Origin of the sequence: Bacillus sp. PS217, assembly GCF_037963535.1 — a bacterium.
Taxonomy (GTDB): Bacteria; Bacillota; Bacilli; order Bacillales; family Bacillaceae; genus Bacillus; species Bacillus subtilis.
Window position 1 is genome coordinate 97398 of sequence record NZ_CP150157.1, and the last position, 19575, is coordinate 116972.

General features: G+C 44.2%; 17 protein-coding genes, 2 rRNA genes and 1 other annotated feature. All 19 genes read left to right on the forward strand.

Going from position 1 to position 19575, the window contains the following annotated elements; all coding sequences use genetic code 11:
- Positions 1 to 160: 160 nt before the first annotated feature.
- Positions 161 to 3088 (forward strand): 23S ribosomal RNA (locus NSQ83_RS00550).
- 54 nt (positions 3089 to 3142) lie between these two features.
- Positions 3143 to 3258: ribosomal RNA gene (rrf, locus tag NSQ83_RS00555) — 5S ribosomal RNA — on the forward strand.
- 240 nt (positions 3259 to 3498) lie between these two features.
- A complete protein-coding gene (gene ctsR, locus NSQ83_RS00560; RefSeq protein WP_003225724.1) occupies positions 3499 to 3963 on the forward strand; it encodes a transcriptional regulator CtsR in 465 nt (154 codons plus the stop codon).
- Positions 3964 to 3976: 13 nt separating this feature from the next.
- Positions 3977 to 4534: a protein-arginine kinase activator protein McsA gene (gene mcsA, locus NSQ83_RS00565; RefSeq protein WP_015252993.1), complete on the forward strand. Its 558-nt coding sequence runs from the start codon at positions 3977 to 3979 to the stop codon at positions 4532 to 4534.
- Positions 4534 to 5625: a protein arginine kinase gene (locus tag NSQ83_RS00570; RefSeq protein ID WP_003235007.1), complete on the forward strand. Its 1092-nt coding sequence runs from the start codon at positions 4534 to 4536 to the stop codon at positions 5623 to 5625. The genes mcsA and NSQ83_RS00570 overlap by 1 nt, the downstream gene beginning before the upstream one ends.
- A complete protein-coding gene (gene clpC / locus NSQ83_RS00575; RefSeq protein ID WP_014475592.1) occupies positions 5622 to 8054 on the forward strand; it encodes an ATP-dependent protease ATP-binding subunit ClpC in 2433 nt (810 codons plus the stop codon). The genes NSQ83_RS00570 and clpC overlap by 4 nt, the downstream gene beginning before the upstream one ends.
- Before the next feature lie 91 nt (positions 8055 to 8145).
- Complete coding sequence (radA, locus tag NSQ83_RS00580) at positions 8146 to 9522, forward strand: DNA repair protein RadA (protein WP_014475593.1); 1377 nt, start codon at positions 8146 to 8148, stop codon at positions 9520 to 9522.
- A gap of 3 nt (positions 9523 to 9525) precedes the next feature.
- Positions 9526 to 10608 carry a DNA integrity scanning diadenylate cyclase DisA gene (gene disA, locus NSQ83_RS00585; RefSeq protein WP_003225736.1) on the forward strand — a complete coding sequence of 361 codons (1083 nt, stop codon included), beginning with the start codon at positions 9526 to 9528 and terminating at the stop codon, positions 10606 to 10608.
- Between the two features lie 116 nt (positions 10609 to 10724).
- Positions 10725 to 11825: a PIN/TRAM domain-containing protein gene (locus NSQ83_RS00590; RefSeq protein WP_003235014.1), complete on the forward strand. Its 1101-nt coding sequence runs from the start codon at positions 10725 to 10727 to the stop codon at positions 11823 to 11825.
- 14 nt (positions 11826 to 11839) lie between these two features.
- The gene (gene ispD, locus NSQ83_RS00595) at positions 11840 to 12538 is read left to right on the forward strand and encodes a 2-C-methyl-D-erythritol 4-phosphate cytidylyltransferase (protein WP_015252991.1); all 699 of its coding nucleotides are present in this window, start codon (positions 11840 to 11842) and stop codon (positions 12536 to 12538) included.
- Positions 12531 to 13007 (forward strand): 2-C-methyl-D-erythritol 2,4-cyclodiphosphate synthase, encoded by a 477-nt coding sequence (gene ispF, locus NSQ83_RS00600; protein ID WP_003225745.1) that lies wholly within the window; start codon positions 12531 to 12533, stop codon positions 13005 to 13007. Before ispD ends, ispF begins: the two co-directional genes overlap by 8 nt.
- Positions 13008 to 13097: 90 nt before the next feature.
- Complete coding sequence (gene gltX, locus NSQ83_RS00605) at positions 13098 to 14549, forward strand: glutamate--tRNA ligase (protein WP_004399675.1); 1452 nt, start codon at positions 13098 to 13100, stop codon at positions 14547 to 14549.
- A gap of 2 nt (positions 14550 to 14551) precedes the next feature.
- Positions 14552 to 14782 (forward strand) — a binding site (T-box leader).
- Between the two features lie 68 nt (positions 14783 to 14850).
- Positions 14851 to 15504, forward strand: coding sequence for a serine O-acetyltransferase (gene cysE / locus NSQ83_RS00610; RefSeq protein WP_003225749.1), 654 nt, complete (start codon positions 14851 to 14853; stop codon positions 15502 to 15504).
- Positions 15501 to 16901: a cysteine--tRNA ligase gene (cysS, locus tag NSQ83_RS00615; protein WP_014478619.1), complete on the forward strand. Its 1401-nt coding sequence runs from the start codon at positions 15501 to 15503 to the stop codon at positions 16899 to 16901. Before cysE ends, cysS begins: the two co-directional genes overlap by 4 nt.
- 3 nt (positions 16902 to 16904) lie before the next feature.
- Positions 16905 to 17336: a mini-ribonuclease 3 gene (locus tag NSQ83_RS00620; protein ID WP_003235028.1), complete on the forward strand. Its 432-nt coding sequence runs from the start codon at positions 16905 to 16907 to the stop codon at positions 17334 to 17336.
- Entirely contained in the window at positions 17320 to 18069 is a 750-nt protein-coding gene (rlmB, locus tag NSQ83_RS00625; RefSeq protein ID WP_014475598.1) for a 23S rRNA (guanosine(2251)-2'-O)-methyltransferase RlmB, read from the forward strand. The genes NSQ83_RS00620 and rlmB overlap by 17 nt, the downstream gene beginning before the upstream one ends.
- A 6-nt stretch (positions 18070 to 18075) precedes the next feature.
- Entirely contained in the window at positions 18076 to 18588 is a 513-nt protein-coding gene (rae1, locus tag NSQ83_RS00630; protein WP_003235032.1) for a ribosome-dependent mRNA decay endonuclease Rae1/YacP, read from the forward strand.
- 62 nt (positions 18589 to 18650) lie between these two features.
- Positions 18651 to 19307, forward strand: coding sequence for an RNA polymerase sporulation sigma factor SigH (sigH, locus tag NSQ83_RS00635; protein WP_003225758.1), 657 nt, complete (start codon positions 18651 to 18653; stop codon positions 19305 to 19307).
- Positions 19308 to 19399: 92 nt separating this feature from the next.
- Complete coding sequence (rpmG, locus tag NSQ83_RS00640; RefSeq protein ID WP_003156421.1) at positions 19400 to 19549, forward strand: 50S ribosomal protein L33; 150 nt, start codon at positions 19400 to 19402, stop codon at positions 19547 to 19549.
- Positions 19550 to 19575 lie beyond the last annotated feature (26 nt).

A 19575-nucleotide genomic window follows, 5' to 3' on the forward strand; every position in this document is an offset into this window, starting at 1 on the left:
TATACGGAATATAAGACCTTGGGTCTTATAAACAGAACGTTCCCTGTCTTGTTTAGTTTTGAAGGATCATTCCTTCGAAACGTGTTCTTTGAAAACTAGATAACAGTAGACATCACATTCAATTAGTAACACAAGATATCACATAGTGATTCTTTTTAACGGTTAAGTTAGAAAGGGCGCACGGTGGATGCCTTGGCACTAGGAGCCGATGAAGGACGGGACGAACACCGATATGCTTCGGGGAGCTGTAAGCAAGCTTTGATCCGGAGATTTCCGAATGGGGAAACCCACCACTCGTAATGGAGTGGTATCCATATCTGAATTCATAGGATATGAGAAGGCAGACCCGGGGAACTGAAACATCTAAGTACCCGGAGGAAGAGAAAGCAAATGCGATTCCCTGAGTAGCGGCGAGCGAAACGGGATCAGCCCAAACCAAGAGGCTTGCCTCTTGGGGTTGTAGGACACTCTGTACGGAGTTACAAAAGAACGAGGTAGATGAAGAGGTCTGGAAAGGCCCGCCATAGGAGGTAACAGCCCTGTAGTCAAAACTTCGTTCTCTCCTGAGTGGATCCTGAGTACGGCGGAACACGTGAAATTCCGTCGGAATCCGGGAGGACCATCTCCCAAGGCTAAATACTCCCTAGTGACCGATAGTGAACCAGTACCGTGAGGGAAAGGTGAAAAGCACCCCGGAAGGGGAGTGAAAGAGATCCTGAAACCGTGTGCCTACAAGTAGTCAGAGCCCGTTAACGGGTGATGGCGTGCCTTTTGTAGAATGAACCGGCGAGTTACGATCCCGTGCAAGGTTAAGCAGAAGATGCGGAGCCGCAGCGAAAGCGAGTCTGAATAGGGCGCATGAGTACGTGGTCGTAGACCCGAAACCAGGTGATCTACCCATGTCCAGGGTGAAGTTCAGGTAACACTGAATGGAGGCCCGAACCCACGCACGTTGAAAAGTGCGGGGATGAGGTGTGGGTAGGGGTGAAATGCCAATCGAACCTGGAGATAGCTGGTTCTCTCCGAAATAGCTTTAGGGCTAGCCTCAAGGTAAGAGTCTTGGAGGTAGAGCACTGATTGGACTAGGGGCCCCTACCGGGTTACCGAATTCAGTCAAACTCCGAATGCCAATGACTTATCCTTGGGAGTCAGACTGCGAGTGATAAGATCCGTAGTCGAAAGGGAAACAGCCCAGACCGCCAGCTAAGGTCCCAAAGTATACGTTAAGTGGAAAAGGATGTGGAGTTGCTTAGACAACCAGGATGTTGGCTTAGAAGCAGCCACCATTTAAAGAGTGCGTAATAGCTCACTGGTCGAGTGACTCTGCGCCGAAAATGTACCGGGGCTAAACGTATCACCGAAGCTGCGGACTGTTCTTCGAACAGTGGTAGGAGAGCGTTCTAAGGGCTGTGAAGCCAGACCGGAAGGACTGGTGGAGCGCTTAGAAGTGAGAATGCCGGTATGAGTAGCGAAAGAGGGGTGAGAATCCCCTCCACCGAATGCCTAAGGTTTCCTGAGGAAGGCTCGTCCGCTCAGGGTTAGTCGGGACCTAAGCCGAGGCCGAAAGGCGTAGGCGATGGACAACAGGTTGATATTCCTGTACCACCTCCTCACCATTTGAGCAATGGGGGGACGCAGGAGGATAGGGTAAGCGCGGTATTGGATATCCGCGTCCAAGCAGTTAGGCTGGGAAATAGGCAAATCCGTTTCCCATAAGGCTGAGCTGTGATGGCGAGCGAAATATAGTAGCGAAGTTCCTGATTCCACACTGCCAAGAAAAGCCTCTAGCGAGGTGAGAGGTGCCCGTACCGCAAACCGACACAGGTAGGCGAGGAGAGAATCCTAAGGTGATCGAGAGAACTCTCGTTAAGGAACTCGGCAAAATGACCCCGTAACTTCGGGAGAAGGGGTGCTCTGTTAGGGTGCAAGCCCGAGAGAGCCGCAGTGAATAGGCCCAGGCGACTGTTTAGCAAAAACACAGGTCTCTGCGAAGCCGTAAGGCGAAGTATAGGGGCTGACGCCTGCCCGGTGCTGGAAGGTTAAGAGGAGCGCTTAGCGTAAGCGAAGGTGCGAATTGAAGCCCCAGTAAACGGCGGCCGTAACTATAACGGTCCTAAGGTAGCGAAATTCCTTGTCGGGTAAGTTCCGACCCGCACGAAAGGCGCAACGATCTGGGCACTGTCTCAACGAGAGACTCGGTGAAATTATAGTACCTGTGAAGATGCAGGTTACCCGCGACAGGACGGAAAGACCCCGTGGAGCTTTACTGCAGCCTGATATTGAATGTTGGTACAGCTTGTACAGGATAGGTAGGAGCCTTGGAAACCGGAGCGCCAGCTTCGGTGGAGGCATCGGTGGGATACTACCCTGGCTGTATTGACCTTCTAACCCGCCGCCCTTATCGGGCGGGGAGACAGTGTCAGGTGGGCAGTTTGACTGGGGCGGTCGCCTCCTAAAAGGTAACGGAGGCGCCCAAAGGTTCCCTCAGAATGGTTGGAAATCATTCGCAGAGTGTAAAGGCACAAGGGAGCTTGACTGCGAGACCTACAAGTCGAGCAGGGACGAAAGTCGGGCTTAGTGATCCGGTGGTTCCGCATGGAAGGGCCATCGCTCAACGGATAAAAGCTACCCCGGGGATAACAGGCTTATCTCCCCCAAGAGTCCACATCGACGGGGAGGTTTGGCACCTCGATGTCGGCTCATCGCATCCTGGGGCTGTAGTCGGTCCCAAGGGTTGGGCTGTTCGCCCATTAAAGCGGTACGCGAGCTGGGTTCAGAACGTCGTGAGACAGTTCGGTCCCTATCCGTCGCGGGCGCAGGAAATTTGAGAGGAGCTGTCCTTAGTACGAGAGGACCGGGATGGACGCACCGCTGGTGTACCAGTTGTTCTGCCAAGGGCATCGCTGGGTAGCTATGTGCGGACGGGATAAGTGCTGAAAGCATCTAAGCATGAAGCCCCCCTCAAGATGAGATTTCCCATTCCGCAAGGAAGTAAGATCCCTGAAAGATGATCAGGTTGATAGGTCTGAGGTGGAAGTGTGGCGACACATGGAGCTGACAGATACTAATCGATCGAGGACTTAACCACATTTTGAATGATGTCACACCTGTTATCTAGTTTTGAGAGAACACTCTCAATTTGTTTGGTGGCGATAGCGAAGAGGTCACACCCGTTCCCATACCGAACACGGAAGTTAAGCTCTTCAGCGCCGATGGTAGTCGGGGGTTTCCCCCTGTGAGAGTAGGACGCCGCCAAGCAAGTTTAAACCCAGCTCATTGAGCTGGGTTTTTTGTATTTTGGTTTATTGGTATCATAAAATTCCACTTAACTGTATAATATAATAACTTTATACCGAATTTTAAATCAGCAATCAGGTTTTGTGGACCGGGAAAATGGAAATAATAAAGGATAGAGCGAGAAAGTTGAAAATTCTCGAGAAACGGCTTATAGTAAGATTAAAGTCAAATATAGTCAAAGTCAGTAAAGGAGGGGGTTGAGTGGGACATAATATTTCTGACATCATTGAACAATATTTAAAACGAGTGTTAGATCAAAATGGCAAGGAAATTTTAGAGATTAAACGAAGTGAAATTGCAGATAAATTTCAATGCGTTCCTTCCCAAATAAATTATGTCATCAACACCAGATTTACAAGCGAAAGAGGATATATTGTTGAGAGCAAACGCGGGGGCGGCGGTTACATCAGAATCATTAAAATTAAAATGAACAATGAAGTTGTCCTGATCAATAATATAATTTCTCAAATTAATACCCATTTGTCTCAAGCAGCCTCTGATGACATTATTTTAAGGCTATTAGAAGACAAGGTAATTTCAGAAAGAGAAGCAAAAATGATGGTCAGCGTAATGGACCGCTCAGTTTTACACATTGACTTACCTGAACGTGATGAATTAAGAGCGAGAATGATGAAGGCAATGCTGACTTCTTTAAAATTAAAATAAGCGGGTGAAAAGATTGATTTGTCAAGAGTGCCACGAGAGACCAGCCACTTTTCACTTTACAAAGGTTGTTAACGGAGAAAAAATAGAAGTTCATATTTGTGAACAATGTGCCAAAGAAAATAGTGATTCATATGGTATAAGTGCAAACCAGGGTTTCTCTATTCATAATTTACTTTCGGGTTTACTGAACATGGATTCTTCATTTCAAAATGCAGGAACTCAAATGTTCAGTCACTCGGAGCAAATATCTGCTTGTCCGAAATGCGGAATGACTTTTCAGCAATTCAGAAAAATTGGCCGTTTTGGATGTTCTGAATGTTACAAAACATTTCATAGCAACATTACACCAATCCTACGTAAAGTGCACAGCGGAAACACTGTGCATGCAGGTAAGATACCGAAACGAATAGGCGGCAATCTTCATGTCAGACGGCAGATTGATATGCTAAAAAAGGAATTAGAATCCTTAATCCATCAAGAAGAATTTGAAAATGCAGCTCATGTAAGAGATCAAATTCGTTCATTAGAACAATCACTCAAAAGTACAGATAGTGAGGAGGAACAGGAGTAATGTCGCTAAAGCATTTTATTCAGGACGCACTAAGCAGTTGGATGAAGCAGAAAGGACCTGAAAGTGACATTGTACTCAGCAGCCGCATACGTTTAGCAAGGAACTTTGAGCATATTCGGTTCCCTACGCGGTATTCCAATGAAGAAGCCTCATCCATCATACAGCAATTTGAAGATCAGTTTTCAGAGCAAGAAATTCCCGGAATCGGCAAATTTGTTTTGATTAGAATGAATGATGCACAGCCTTTAGAAAAGCGTGTACTTGTTGAAAAACATCTAATCAGTCCTAATCTGACAGAGTCTCCTTTTGGCGGCTGTTTGCTTTCTGAAAATGAGGAAGTAAGCGTCATGCTAAATGAAGAGGACCATATTAGAATTCAGTGTCTTTTCCCTGGATTTCAGCTTTTAGAAGCAATGAAAGCCGCAAACCAGGTCGACGACTGGATTGAAGAAAAAGTTGATTATGCATTCAATGAGCAAAGAGGATACTTAACCAGCTGTCCTACAAACGTAGGTACAGGTTTAAGGGCTTCGGTCATGATGCATCTGCCGGCACTGGTTTTAACTAGGCAAATAAATCGAATTATACCGGCAATTAATCAATTAGGCTTAGTTGTTAGAGGAATTTATGGGGAAGGCAGCGAAGCAGTAGGGAATATCTTTCAAATTTCAAATCAGATCACGCTTGGTAAGTCAGAGCAGGATATTGTAGAGGATCTTAACAGTGTTGCTGCTCAGTTGATTGAACAAGAACGATCTGCCCGAGAAGCGATTTATCAAACTTCTAAAATCGAACTTGAGGATCGGGTATATCGGTCTTATGGGGTCTTGTCTAATTGCCGGATGATAGAATCGAAAGAAACTGCAAAGTGCCTTTCAGATGTTCGGTTAGGCATAGACCTAGGTATTATAAAAGGACTTTCAAGCAACATACTTAACGAACTTATGATTTTGACGCAGCCAGGGTTTTTACAGCAATACTCGGGAGGCGCTTTGCGTCCGAACGAAAGGGACATTCGAAGAGCGGCTCTCATCAGAGAACGGCTTCACTTAGAAATGAATGGGAAAAGACAGGAGGATGAATCGATATGATGTTTGGAAGATTTACAGAACGAGCTCAAAAAGTACTGGCGCTAGCACAGGAAGAAGCACTTCGGTTAGGTCATAATAACATTGGCACTGAGCATATTTTATTAGGACTGGTAAGAGAAGGAGAGGGCATTGCTGCTAAAGCTCTTCAAGCGCTTGGACTCGGTTCAGATAAAATTCAGAAAGAAGTAGAAAGTTTGATCGGGCGCGGGCAGGAAATGTCTCAAACGATTCATTATACTCCTAGAGCTAAAAAAGTCATTGAGCTTTCAATGGATGAGGCAAGAAAACTCGGTCATTCTTATGTTGGAACAGAACATATTCTTCTTGGTCTGATTCGTGAAGGAGAAGGTGTTGCTGCGAGAGTTCTGAATAATCTCGGTGTCAGCTTAAATAAAGCAAGACAGCAGGTGCTCCAGCTTCTAGGAAGTAATGAAACAGGATCATCAGCGGCAGGAACAAACAGCAATGCGAATACGCCTACGCTTGACAGCTTGGCAAGAGACTTAACTGCTATTGCGAAGGAAGACAGCCTTGACCCTGTAATCGGCAGAAGCAAGGAGATCCAGCGTGTCATTGAAGTGTTAAGCCGCAGAACGAAAAACAACCCTGTTCTCATTGGGGAACCAGGTGTAGGTAAAACGGCTATCGCAGAAGGTTTGGCACAGCAAATTATCAATAATGAAGTACCCGAAATTTTGCGTGATAAACGTGTGATGACATTAGACATGGGAACAGTTGTTGCCGGCACAAAATACCGCGGAGAATTTGAGGATCGCCTGAAGAAGGTCATGGATGAAATTCGCCAGGCAGGAAATATCATCCTATTCATCGATGAGCTCCATACATTAATCGGGGCAGGCGGAGCAGAAGGTGCTATTGATGCATCTAATATTTTAAAACCTTCACTTGCTCGCGGCGAACTCCAATGTATTGGTGCAACGACTCTTGATGAGTACCGTAAATATATTGAAAAAGATGCAGCACTGGAACGCCGTTTTCAGCCGATTCAGGTTGATCAGCCATCTGTAGATGAAAGTATTCAAATTTTACAAGGTCTGCGTGACAGATACGAAGCCCACCACCGCGTTTCTATCACTGATGATGCCATTGAAGCTGCGGTTAAGCTTTCTGACAGATATATTTCTGACCGCTTCCTTCCGGATAAAGCAATTGACTTGATCGATGAAGCAGGTTCAAAGGTGAGACTGCGCTCATTTACAACGCCTCCTAACTTAAAAGAGCTTGAGCAGAAGCTTGATGAGGTTCGTAAAGAGAAGGATGCGGCAGTGCAAAGCCAAGAGTTTGAAAAAGCTGCTTCCTTGCGTGATACTGAACAACGCCTGCGCGAGCAAGTAGAGGATACGAAGAAATCATGGAAAGAGAAGCAAGGGCAGGAAAACTCAGAGGTTACTGTGGATGATATTGCGATGGTTGTATCCAGCTGGACCGGTGTGCCTGTATCTAAAATCGCCCAAACTGAAACTGATAAGCTTCTCAATATGGAAAACATTCTTCATTCCCGCGTCATCGGCCAGGATGAAGCAGTTGTAGCTGTTGCAAAAGCCGTCAGACGTGCGAGAGCAGGATTAAAAGATCCTAAACGCCCAATCGGCTCATTCATTTTCTTAGGCCCTACAGGTGTAGGTAAAACAGAGCTTGCACGAGCACTCGCTGAATCCATTTTTGGCGATGAAGAATCCATGATCAGAATTGATATGTCTGAATACATGGAAAAACACTCAACCTCAAGACTTGTTGGTTCACCTCCGGGATATGTGGGATATGATGAAGGCGGTCAATTGACAGAGAAAGTCAGAAGAAAACCTTACTCTGTCGTGCTTCTTGATGAGATCGAGAAAGCGCACCCTGATGTCTTCAATATCCTTCTGCAAGTTCTTGAAGACGGACGATTGACTGATTCTAAAGGACGCACAGTCGATTTCCGCAATACCATTCTGATCATGACATCAAACGTCGGAGCAAGTGAGCTGAAACGCAATAAATATGTCGGCTTTAACGTTCAGGATGAAACTCAAAATCATAAAGACATGAAAGATAAAGTGATGGGTGAATTAAAACGAGCGTTCAGACCTGAGTTCATCAACCGTATTGATGAAATCATTGTCTTCCATTCACTTGAGAAAAAACATCTTACTGAAATTGTGTCATTAATGTCTGATCAATTAACGAAACGCCTGAAAGAACAAGATCTTTCTATCGAATTGACAGATGCAGCAAAAGCGAAAGTCGCGGAAGAGGGCGTTGACCTGGAATACGGTGCCCGTCCGTTAAGAAGAGCGATCCAAAAACATGTCGAGGATCGTTTATCTGAAGAACTCCTCAGAGGAAATATTCATAAAGGACAGCATATTGTTCTTGATGTAGAAGATGGCGAATTTGTCGTAAAAACGACTGCTAAAACGAATTAATATAGAAGACGGAAATGAGGCATACAGCATGTAAGTGTATGCCTCACTTTCATATCAAGAAATAGAACAAGGGAGAGGTCTTACACTATATATGGCTAAAACAAAATCGAAATTCATCTGCCAATCCTGCGGCTACGAGTCTCCAAAATGGATGGGGAAATGTCCGGGCTGCGGTGCTTGGAATACAATGGTGGAAGAAATGATTAAAAAAGCACCGGCCAATCGGAGAGCGGCTTTTTCTCATTCTGTTCAAACTGTACAGAAACCTTCACCTATTACATCAATCGAAACGTCAGAAGAACCCCGCGTCAAAACCCAGCTTGGCGAGTTTAACAGAGTACTCGGCGGAGGTGTCGTTAAAGGCTCCCTCGTTTTAATTGGCGGTGATCCTGGTATCGGAAAGTCAACGCTATTACTGCAGGTTTCCGCTCAATTATCAGGCTCATCAAACAGTGTCCTGTATATTTCGGGAGAAGAATCTGTAAAGCAAACGAAGCTGCGAGCAGACCGTCTCGGCATTAATAATCCGTCACTGCATGTTTTATCTGAAACCGATATGGAGTATATTTCGTCTGCTATACAAGAGATGAATCCAGCGTTTGTCGTTGTTGACTCTATTCAAACGGTTTACCAAAGCGATATTACATCGGCTCCAGGCAGTGTGTCACAGGTCAGAGAATGTACCGCTGAGCTGATGAAAATCGCAAAAACAAAAGGTATTCCGATTTTTATCGTTGGGCACGTGACGAAAGAAGGGTCTATTGCAGGTCCGAGACTGTTGGAGCATATGGTTGACACTGTTTTATATTTTGAAGGAGAACGCCACCATACTTTCCGTATTTTGCGGGCTGTAAAAAACCGTTTCGGATCTACAAACGAAATGGGCATTTTCGAAATGCGGGAAGAGGGGCTCACTGAGGTTTTGAATCCTTCGGAAATTTTCTTAGAAGAACGCTCTGCTGGTTCCGCAGGCTCGAGTATCACTGCCTCTATGGAGGGCACTAGACCGATTCTCGTTGAAATTCAGGCGCTCATCTCGCCAACAAGCTTTGGCAACCCAAGGCGTATGGCAACGGGAATAGACCATAACAGGGTTTCTCTGTTAATGGCTGTGTTAGAAAAAAGAGTAGGGCTGCTGCTGCAAAATCAGGATGCTTATTTGAAAGTGGCTGGCGGCGTTAAGCTTGATGAACCGGCAATTGATCTTGCGATTGTGATTAGTATCGCATCAAGCTTTAGAGACACACCTCCAAATCCTGCAGATTGTTTTATTGGAGAAGTGGGATTAACCGGAGAAGTCCGGCGGGTTTCAAGAATTGAACAGCGTGTGAAAGAAGCGGCAAAGCTTGGCTTTAAACGCATGATCATACCCGCGGCAAATCTGGACGGATGGACAAAACCAAAAGGGATTGAGGTTATCGGAGTAGCAAATGTTGCAGAAGCGCTTCGTACTTCATTAGGAGGATAATAGATGGAAAAAGAGAAAAAAGGGGCGAAACACGAGTTAGACCTGTCATCTATATTGCAGTTTGTTGCTCCGGGTACACCGCTCAGAGCGGGGATGGAAAACGTCTTGAGAGCAAATACAGGCGGTCTGATTGTTGTTGGATATAATGATAAAGTAAAAGAAGTGGTGGACGGCGGCTTTCACATAAACACGGCTTTTTCTCCGGCGCATTTATATGAGTTGGCTAAAATGGATGGAGCGATCATTTTAAGTGATTCGGGTCAAAAGATCCTCTACGCGAATACTCAGCTGATGCCGGATGCCACAATTTCTTCATCAGAAACAGGAATGCGGCACAGAACTGCCGAAAGAGTAGCTAAGCAAACTGGCTGTCTTGTAATCGCTATTTCTGAAAGAAGAAATGTCATAACGTTATATCAGGAAAACATGAAGTATACACTAAAAGACATAGGATTTATTTTAACCAAGGCGAACCAAGCCATTCAAACACTTGAAAAGTATAAGACAATCCTCGATAAAACGATTAATGCACTGAACGCGTTAGAGTTTGAGGAACTTGTTACCTTCAGTGATGTCTTGTCTGTCATGCATCGTTATGAAATGGTACTGAGAATCAAAAACGAAATTAATATGTATATCAAAGAGCTGGGGACAGAAGGGCATCTGATCAAACTGCAAGTCATTGAATTGATTACGGATATGGAAGAAGAGGCCGCTTTATTTATTAAGGACTATGTAAAAGAAAAGATTAAAGATCCGTTTGTTCTCTTGAAGGAGCTGCAGGATATGTCCAGTTATGATCTGCTGGATGATTCCATTGTGTATAAGCTTCTCGGTTACCCTGCTTCTACTAATCTTGATGATTATGTATTGCCGAGAGGATACAGGCTGTTAAATAAGATACCGCGTCTTCCGATGCCGATTGTTGAAAATGTTGTAGAAGCATTTGGAGTCCTACCAAGGATTATTGAGGCGAGTGCAGAAGAATTAGATGAAGTAGAGGGAATCGGTGAAGTACGAGCCCAAAAAATCAAAAAAGGATTAAAACGCCTGCAAGAGAAGCATTATTTAGACAGACAACTGTGATTTCGGTTAAAACCTTATGAATACGGGTATATTAATGTTGGTTTTTGTTTATTCTGATATTCGTAGGATGCATAAGACTTTGTGAAATTAAAAATGTTAAAAAAGGAGGTGGGGGTATGTTAAAACGAATAGTTCAGGCGTTCTTCATTATTTTTGGCGGCGTTGTTGGTATATTTTTGATACCTGAATTGTTTGTACTGTTAAATATACAGGACATACCTTTAATAACAAACGCATATACGTCTGCGGCAATAGGAGCAATTATCTTTTTTCTCATCAGTATATGGGGTACAGAATACGTTGTGAACTGGGTGAAGTGGATAGAGGATTCATTGTTAAAAGCGCCGGTTCCAGATTTGTTATTTGGAAGTCTTGGCTTAGTTTTTGGACTTATAATTGCTTATCTTATCGTAAATGTTATTCCTTTAGACAATATACCTTACCGCATATTCAGCACAATAATTCCTGTATTTTTGGCTTTCTTCCTCGGTTATCTCGGCTTCCAGGTGGGCTTTAAGAAAAAGGATGAATTGATCAGCCTGTTTTCCATTAGCGCCAGAATGCAAAAGAAAAAAGGAACAGCTGATGAAGAACATGAGGTTCAAGACAAGAAGCTGAAAATTTTGGACACTAGTGTTATTATTGATGGTAGAATAGCAGATATTTGTCAGACTGGTTTTTTAGAGGGAGTTATCGTGATTCCGCAGTTTGTCCTTGAGGAATTGCAGCATATTGCAGACTCTTCAGATGTTTTAAAACGAAACAGAGGACGCCGCGGTCTTGATATCCTGAACCGCATTCAGAAAGAATTAGACATTGAAGTTGAAATTTACGAAGGCGACTTTGAAGATATTCAGGAGGTTGACAGCAAGCTCGTCAAACTTGCTAAGCTGACATCCGGGGTCGTTGTGACGAATGATTTTAATTTAAATAAAGTGTGCGAGCTTCAGAAGGTAGCAGTATTAAACATTAATGACCTTGCCAATGCGGTCAAGCCTGTTGTGCTTCCTGGCGAGGAAATGAATGTTCAGGTCATTAAGGACGGGAAAGAGCATAATCAGGGAGTTGCCTACTTGGATGACGGTACGATGATTGTCGTTGAAGAAGGACGGAATTATATCGGCAAGCATATTGATGTACTCGTCACAAGTGTGCTGCAGACAGCAGCGGGACGAATGATTTTTGCGAAGCCTAAGCTGTTGGAGAAGGCGCTGTAAAGGGAGAAAAAACAATGAGTTATGATGTGGTGATTCCTGCAGCCGGACAGGGAAAGCGGATGAAGGCAGGGAGAAATAAACTGTTCATTGAGCTGAAGGGAGACCCGGTGATCATACACACGTTAAGAGTGTTTGACAGCCACCGGCAGTGCGATAAAATCATTTTGGTGATTAACGAGCAGGAGCGGGAGCACTTTCAGCAATTGCTGTCCGATTACCCGTTCCAAACTTCAATTGAGCTTGTTGCAGGCGGAGAAGAGCGTCAGCACAGTGTGTATAAGGGGCTGAAAGCCGTAAAGCAGGAAAAGATTGTCCTTGTACATGACGGTGCCCGCCCATTTATAAAACATGAACAAATTGACGAACTGATCGCAGAGGCGGAACAGACAGGAGCGGCCATCCTTGCTGTTCCGGTAAAAGATACGATTAAACGCGTTCAAGATTTACAAGTCAGTGAGACGATTGAACGTTCAAGCTTGTGGGCTGTCCAAACGCCACAAGCTTTTCGTCTTTCTTTATTGATGAAGGCTCACGCTGAGGCTGAGCGCAAGGGATTTTTAGGGACGGATGACGCCAGCCTCGTTGAACAGATGGAGGGCGGTTCGGTCCGTGTTGTAGAAGGCAGCTATACAAATATTAAGCTGACGACGCCAGACGATTTGACGTCAGCTGAAGCTATCATGGAATCAGAAAGTGGGAATAAACATGTTTAGAATTGGACAAGGATTTGATGTGCATCAATTAGTGGAGGGCCGTCCTCTCATTATTGGCGGAATTGAAATCCCGTACGAAAAAGGGCTGCTTGGCCATTCTGATGCAGACGTATTGTTGCATACTGTCGCTGACGCCTGCCTGGGAGCTGTGGGTGAAGGAGACATAGGCAAGCATTTTCCTGACACAGATCCCGAGTTCAAGGACGCAGATTCTTTCAAATTACTTCAGCATGTCTGGGGAATCGTGAAACAGAAGGGGTATGTCCTTGGGAACATTGATTGCACCATCATAGCGCAAAAGCCGAAGATGCTGCCGTACATAGAAGATATGAGAAAAAGAATTGCTGAAGGCCTTGAGGCAGATGTTTCTCAAGTAAATGTAAAAGCAACAACGACAGAAAAGCTTGGATTTACAGGCCGGGCGGAAGGAATAGCGGCTCAGGCGACAGTACTGATACAAAAAGGCTAACTTGTTTTGATGCCGGGTCTATTTGGTGGTAGAATAGATTCATACATTTTTGCCTGAGGCCATACATGACATGAAAGGAAGTATTTGAAAATGGGAAACGAAGTACGCGTCCGTTATGCACCGAGTCCAACCGGACATTTGCATATTGGAAATGCCAGAACGGCGCTTTTTAATTATTTATTTGCCCGCAATCAAGGCGGTAAGTTTATCATTCGAGTTGAGGATACTGATAAAAAGCGCAATATTGAGGGCGGAGAACAAAGCCAGCTGAATTATCTGAAGTGGCTAGGTATTGACTGGGATGAGAGTGTGGATGTCGGAGGAGAGTACGGTCCATACCGTCAGTCAGAGCGTAACGATATCTATAAAGTGTACTATGAAGAGCTTCTTGAAAAAGGGCTTGCTTATAAATGTTACTGTACGGAAGAAGAGCTTGAAAAAGAGCGTGAAGAACAGATTGCCCGCGGAGAAATGCCTCGTTATTCCGGAAAACACAGAGACCTGACTCAGGAAGAACAGGAGAAATTTATCGCCGAAGGCAGAAAACCAAGTATTCGTTTCCGTGTGCCGGAAGGAAAAGTCATCGCCTTCAACGACATCGTAAAAGGCGAAATTTCTTTTGAATCAGATGGCATCGGCGACTTTGTTATTGTGAAAAAGGACGGTACGCCGACTTACAACTTCGCGGTAGCGATTGATGACTACTTAATGAAAATGACACACGTGCTGCGCGGTGAGGATCATATTTCTAACACACCGAAACAGATTATGATTTATCAAGCATTCGGATGGGATATTCCTCAGTTCGGACACATGACGCTGATCGTAAACGAAAGCCGTAAAAAGCTCAGTAAACGTGATGAATCCATTATTCAATTCATCGAGCAGTACAAAGAGCTTGGCTACCTGCCAGAAGCACTGTTCAACTTTATCGGCCTGTTAGGCTGGTCACCGGTTGGAGAAGAAGAGCTTTTCACAAAAGAGCAGTTTATTGAAATTTTTGATGTAAATCGTTTATCTAAATCACCAGCTTTGTTTGATATGCATAAGCTAAAATGGGTTAACAACCAATATGTGAAGAAGCTGGATCTTGATCAGGTTGTTGAATTGACGCTTCCGCATTTGCAAAAAGCCGGCAAAGTTGGCACTGAGCTTTCTGCTGAAGAACAAGAATGGGTTCGTAAACTGATTTCCCTGTATCATGAGCAATTAAGCTACGGTGCGGAAATTGTTGAGCTGACTGATTTGTTCTTTACGGATGAGATCGAGTATAATCAAGAAGCGAAAGCTGTTCTGGAAGAAGAACAGGTTCCTGAAGTGCTCAGCACATTCGCAGCGAAGCTTGAAGAGCTTGAGGAGTTCACTCCGGATAATATCAAAGCATCGATCAAAGCAGTGCAGAAAGAAACTGGCCATAAAGGGAAAAAACTGTTTATGCCGATTCGTGTTGCTGTAACAGGGCAAACTCACGGTCCGGAACTGCCGCAATCAATTGAATTGATCGGTAAAGAGACTGCAATTCAGCGTTTAAAGAATATCTAAATAAATGATTGTTGACAGGGAAGAGTATAAAGCTTTAGGCCATTACAGAAAGGATCTTCATTGGCTGAGAGAGATCCATGAGCCGGGTTTTAGAAGTGCGCCCTTAAGACCTTTGAAGAACGTTTTTTGAAATCAGTATTCAAAGGCGGCCGCCGCCGTTACAGGCTGAAGTTGGGAGAGCAGAAGTCTGCTTTTCAAACAGAGTGGAACCGCGCGGTTAAAGCGTCTCTGTCATGTTTACATGCAGAGACGCTTTTTTTATTGGGTAGAGGAAATCAGATAGAGAAACGGGGGGAAGCATGTGTTTTTTAGAATGCTCAAAGAAGACATTGATACTGTGTTCGATCAAGATCCCGCAGCAAGAAGCTATTTTGAAGTGATTTTAACTTATTCCGGTTTACATGCTATATGGGCGCATCGGATTGCACATGCTTTATATAAACGAAAATTTTATTTCCTTGCACGCCTTATATCTCAAGTAAGCCGATTTTTTACCGGGATAGAAATCCACCCCGGCGCTACAATCGGGAGAAGATTTTTCATAGACCACGGCATGGGGGTTGTCATTGGGGAGACATGTGAAATCGGCAATAACGTAACCGTTTTTCAGGGGGTTACCCTCGGGGGAACGGGGAAAGAAAAGGGAAAAAGGCACCCAACGATTAAAGATGACGCATTGATAGCCACAGGTGCTAAAGTGCTCGGTTCTATTACGGTCGGTGAAGGCTCAAAGATTGGGGCTGGTTCAGTAGTGCTGCATGATGTTCCTGATTTTTCAACAGTTGTCGGTATCCCTGGACGGGTCGTTGTACAAAATGGCAAGAAAGTAAGACGCGATTTAAACCATCAGGATTTGCCCGATCCAGTTGCTGACCGCTTTAAGTCTTTGGAACAGCAGATTTTAGAGCTGAAGGCAGAACTTGAAGACAGAAAAGAAAGGATCAATCAAAAATGACAATCACACTTTATAATACATTGACTAGACAGAAGGAAACATTCGTTCCTCTTGAAGAGGGAAAAGTGAAAATGTATGTATGCGGACCCACGGTTTACAATTACATTCATATCGGGAACGCGCGTCCGGCAATCGTTTACGATACGGTTCGAAACTATTTAGAGTATAAAGGCTATGATGTGCAGTATGTCTCTAACTTCACAGACGTAGACGATAAATTAATTAAAGCGGCAAATGAACTCGGTGAGGATGTACCCACCATTTCAGAGCGTTTTATTAAAGCATACTTTGAAGACGTAGGTGCGCTCGGCTGCCGAAAAGCCGACCTTCATCCGCGAGTAATGGAGAACATGGATGCCATTATCGAATTCGTAGATCAGCTCGTGAAAAAGGGCTACGCATATGAATCAGAAGGTGACGTATATTTCAAAACCAGAGCGTTTGAAGGGTACGGAAAGCTTTCTCAGCAATCAATCGATGAACTTAGATCAGGTGCACGCATCCGAGTCGGCGAGAAAAAAGAAGATGCTCTTGATTTCGCACTGTGGAAAGCGGCAAAAGAAGGAGAAATCTCTTGGGATAGCCCTTGGGGGAAAGGACGTCCGGGCTGGCACATTGAATGCTCAGCAATGGTGAAAAAGTATCTCGGTGACCAGATTGATATCCATGCGGGCGGACAGGATTTAACATTCCCTCACCATGAAAACGAAATTGCGCAATCTGAGGCGCTAACAGGCAAAACGTTTGCGAAGTATTGGCTTCATAATGGTTATATCAATATTGATAATGAAAAAATGTCAAAATCACTAGGCAACTTTGTGCTTGTGCATGACATCATTAAACAGCATGATCCGCAGCTTTTGAGATTCTTTATGCTATCTGTTCATTATCGCCATCCGATTAACTATTCAGAAGAGCTTCTGGAGAATACGAAAAGCGCGTTCAACCGTTTAAAAACAGCGTACAGCAATCTTCAGCACCGTCTGAACAGCAGTACGAATTTAACCGAAGATGACGATCAATGGCTTGAAAAAGTTGAAGAACACCGCAAAGCATTCGAAGAAGCGATGGACGATGATTTTAATACGGCGAATGCCATTTCAGTCTTGTTTGACTTAGCGAAACACGCCAATTATTATCTTCAGAAAGATCATACGGCTGATCATGTGATTACGGCGTTTATTGAGATGTTTGACCGCATTGTTTCTGTCCTCGGTTTTTCGTTGGGTGAGCAGGAACTTCTCGATCAAGAGATTGAAGACTTAATCGAAAAGCGAAATGAAGCACGCCGGAATCGCGATTTTGCATTGTCAGACCAGATCCGCGACCAGCTGAAAAGCATGAATATCATTCTTGAAGATACGGCTCAAGGCACTCGCTGGAAACGGGGAGAATAACAGATGCTTGAATTTGATACGATAAAAGATTCTAAGCAGCTTAACGGTCTTGCGCTTGCTTATATAGGTGATGCCATTTTTGAAGTGTATGTCAGGCATCACCTGCTTAAGCAGGGCTTTACCAAACCAAATGATCTTCATAAGAAATCAAGCCGGATTGTTTCAGCAAAGTCACAGGCTGAGATCCTATTTTTTCTGCAGAATCAATCATTTTTTACGGAAGAAGAGGAAGCGGTGCTAAAAAGAGGCAGAAATGCCAAGTCAGGGACAATACCTAAAAATACAGATGTTCAGACGTACCGCTACAGTACAGCATTTGAAGCGCTTCTGGGCTACCTTTTTCTAGAGAAAAAAGAGGAACGACTTAGTCAGCTCGTAGCCGAAGCTATACAATTCGGGATGTCAGGGAGGAAAACAAATGAGTCAGCAACATGATTACGTCATAGGGAAAAATGCAGTGATCGAGACGTTAAAATCTGATCGGAAGCTGTATAAGCTGTGGATGGCGGAAAACACCGTAAAGGGACAAGCACAGCAAGTGATTGAGCTTGCCAAAAAGCAGGGAATCACGATTCAATACGTCCCGAGAAAAAAACTCGATCAAATGGTGACAGGACAGCATCAGGGCGTAGTGGCACAGGTTGCAGCGTATGAATATGCAGAACTGGACGATTTATATAAAGCAGCCGAAGAAAAAAATGAACAGCCTTTCTTCCTCATTCTGGACGAGCTTGAAGACCCTCATAATCTTGGTTCCATTATGAGGACAGCAGATGCGGTCGGCGCTCATGGCATCGTCATTCCAAAACGGAGAGCTGTCGGGCTGACAACAACAGTGGCAAAAGCTTCAACAGGAGCAATTGAGCACATTCCTGTAGCAAGAGTCACCAATTTGGCACGAACGTTAGAAGAGATGAAAGAGCGGGGAATCTGGGTTGTCGGAACGGATGCGTCAGCGCGTGAGGATTACCGCAATATGGACGGGAATATGCCTTTGGCTCTAGTCATCGGAAGTGAAGGAAAAGGGATGGGCCGCCTTGTGAAAGAAAAGTGCGATTTTCTCATTAAACTCCCGATGGCCGGAAAGGTAACTTCACTAAATGCATCTGTCGCGGCTGGTCTTTTGATGTATGAAGTCTACCGGAAACGAAACCCTCTGGGAGAATAAAGACCCATGGATATCCTGTTAGTAGACGGGTACAACATGATTGGAGCCTGGCCGCAGCTGAAGGATTTAAAAGCGAACAGTTTTGAAGAGGCGAGAGACGTACTGATTCAGAAAATGGCGGAATATCAATCGTATACAGGAAACAGGGTTATTGTTGTTTTTGACGCGCATCTCGTAAAAGGGCTTGAGAAAAAACAGACCAACCATAGAGTTGAAGTGATTTTTACAAAAGAAAATGAGACGGCTGATGAGCGGATAGAAAAGCTCGCTCAGGCTTTGAATAATATTGCGACTCAAATTCACGTTGCGACCTCTGACTATACTGAGCAGTGGGCGATTTTCGGACAGGGGGCATTACGGAAATCGGCCCGGGAGCTTTTGAGAGAGGTAGAAACGATTGAAAGGCGAATAGAGAGACGGGTAAGAAAAATCACTTCCGAAAAGCCGGCGGGTAAAATTGCTTTATCGGAAGAGGTTTTGAAAACGTTTGAAAAGTGGAGGCGGGGAGACTTAGATTAAGTTGACGCTTTTTTGCCCAATACTGTATAATATTTCTATCTACGTGCGCCGGGGGGATCGGAGTGAATCTACAGAACAACAAGGGAAAATTCAACAAAGAGCAGTTTTGCCAGTTGGAGGACGAGCAGGTCATTGAAAAGGTTCATGTTGGGGACAGTGATGCGTTAGATTACTTGATTACGAAGTACCGAAACTTTGTTCGGGCAAAAGCAAGATCCTATTTCTTAATAGGGGCGGACAGAGAGGATATTGTTCAGGAAGGCATGATAGGCCTCTATAAGTCTATTCGTGACTTCAAAGAGGACAAGCTTACCTCATTCAAAGCTTTCGCAGAATTATGTATTACCCGCCAAATTATTACCGCAATAAAGACAGCTACTCGCCAGAAACACATTCCTTTGAATTCCTACGTCTCATTAGATAAACCGATTTTTGATGAAGAATCAGACCGAACGCTGCTGGATGTCATTTCAGGAGCGAAAACCTTAAATCCTGAGGAAATGATCATTAATCAGGAAGAATTTGATGATATTGAAATGAAAATGGGAGAACTATTAAGTGATTTAGAGAGAAAAGTACTCGTCTTATATCTCGACGGGAGAAGTTACCAAGAGATTTCTGATGAACTGAACCGACATGTGAAATCGATCGACAATGCCCTTCAGCGTGTGAAACGCAAGCTGGAGAAGTACTTGGAAATTCGTGAAATCAGTTTGTAATAGGAATTTATGCTATATTGACAGTATTTTTCTGACTATGATATGTTACTAAAGATAAGAACTAATGTCTATTTAGAAAAAGGTGTAATGACATGAGAAAAAAGATTACGTTAGCATGCAAGACATGCGGAAACCGTAATTATACGACAATGAAGAGCTCTGCATCAGCGGCTGAGCGATTAGAAGTAAAGAAATACTGCAGTACTTGCAATTCACATACAGCTCATCTTGAAACAAAATAGTTTTTGCGCTTTTAAATTGTGGAGGT

What these genes read in the sequence shown, in the direction of transcription:
- disA (WP_003225736.1), top strand. Translation starts at nt 9,526, where the DNA reads ATGGAAAAAGAGAAAAAAGGGGCGAAACACGAGTTAGACCTGTCATCT.
- NSQ83_RS00620 (WP_003235028.1), top strand. Translation starts at nt 16,905, where the DNA reads ATGCTTGAATTTGATACGATAAAAGATTCTAAGCAGCTTAACGGTCTT.
- rpmG (WP_003156421.1), top strand. Translation starts at nt 19,400, where the DNA reads ATGAGAAAAAAGATTACGTTAGCATGCAAGACATGCGGAAACCGTAAT.
- rlmB (WP_014475598.1), top strand. Translation starts at nt 17,320, where the DNA reads ATGAGTCAGCAACATGATTACGTCATAGGGAAAAATGCAGTGATCGAG.
- ispF (WP_003225745.1), top strand. Translation starts at nt 12,531, where the DNA reads ATGTTTAGAATTGGACAAGGATTTGATGTGCATCAATTAGTGGAGGGC.
- clpC (WP_014475592.1), top strand. Translation starts at nt 5,622, where the DNA reads ATGATGTTTGGAAGATTTACAGAACGAGCTCAAAAAGTACTGGCGCTA.
- ispD (WP_015252991.1), top strand. Translation starts at nt 11,840, where the DNA reads ATGAGTTATGATGTGGTGATTCCTGCAGCCGGACAGGGAAAGCGGATG.
- radA (WP_014475593.1), top strand. Translation starts at nt 8,146, where the DNA reads ATGGCTAAAACAAAATCGAAATTCATCTGCCAATCCTGCGGCTACGAG.
- gltX (WP_004399675.1), top strand. Translation starts at nt 13,098, where the DNA reads ATGGGAAACGAAGTACGCGTCCGTTATGCACCGAGTCCAACCGGACAT.
- NSQ83_RS00590 (WP_003235014.1), top strand. Translation starts at nt 10,725, where the DNA reads ATGTTAAAACGAATAGTTCAGGCGTTCTTCATTATTTTTGGCGGCGTT.
- rae1 (WP_003235032.1), top strand. Translation starts at nt 18,076, where the DNA reads ATGGATATCCTGTTAGTAGACGGGTACAACATGATTGGAGCCTGGCCG.
- NSQ83_RS00570 (WP_003235007.1), top strand. Translation starts at nt 4,534, where the DNA reads ATGTCGCTAAAGCATTTTATTCAGGACGCACTAAGCAGTTGGATGAAG.
- cysS (WP_014478619.1), top strand. Translation starts at nt 15,501, where the DNA reads ATGACAATCACACTTTATAATACATTGACTAGACAGAAGGAAACATTC.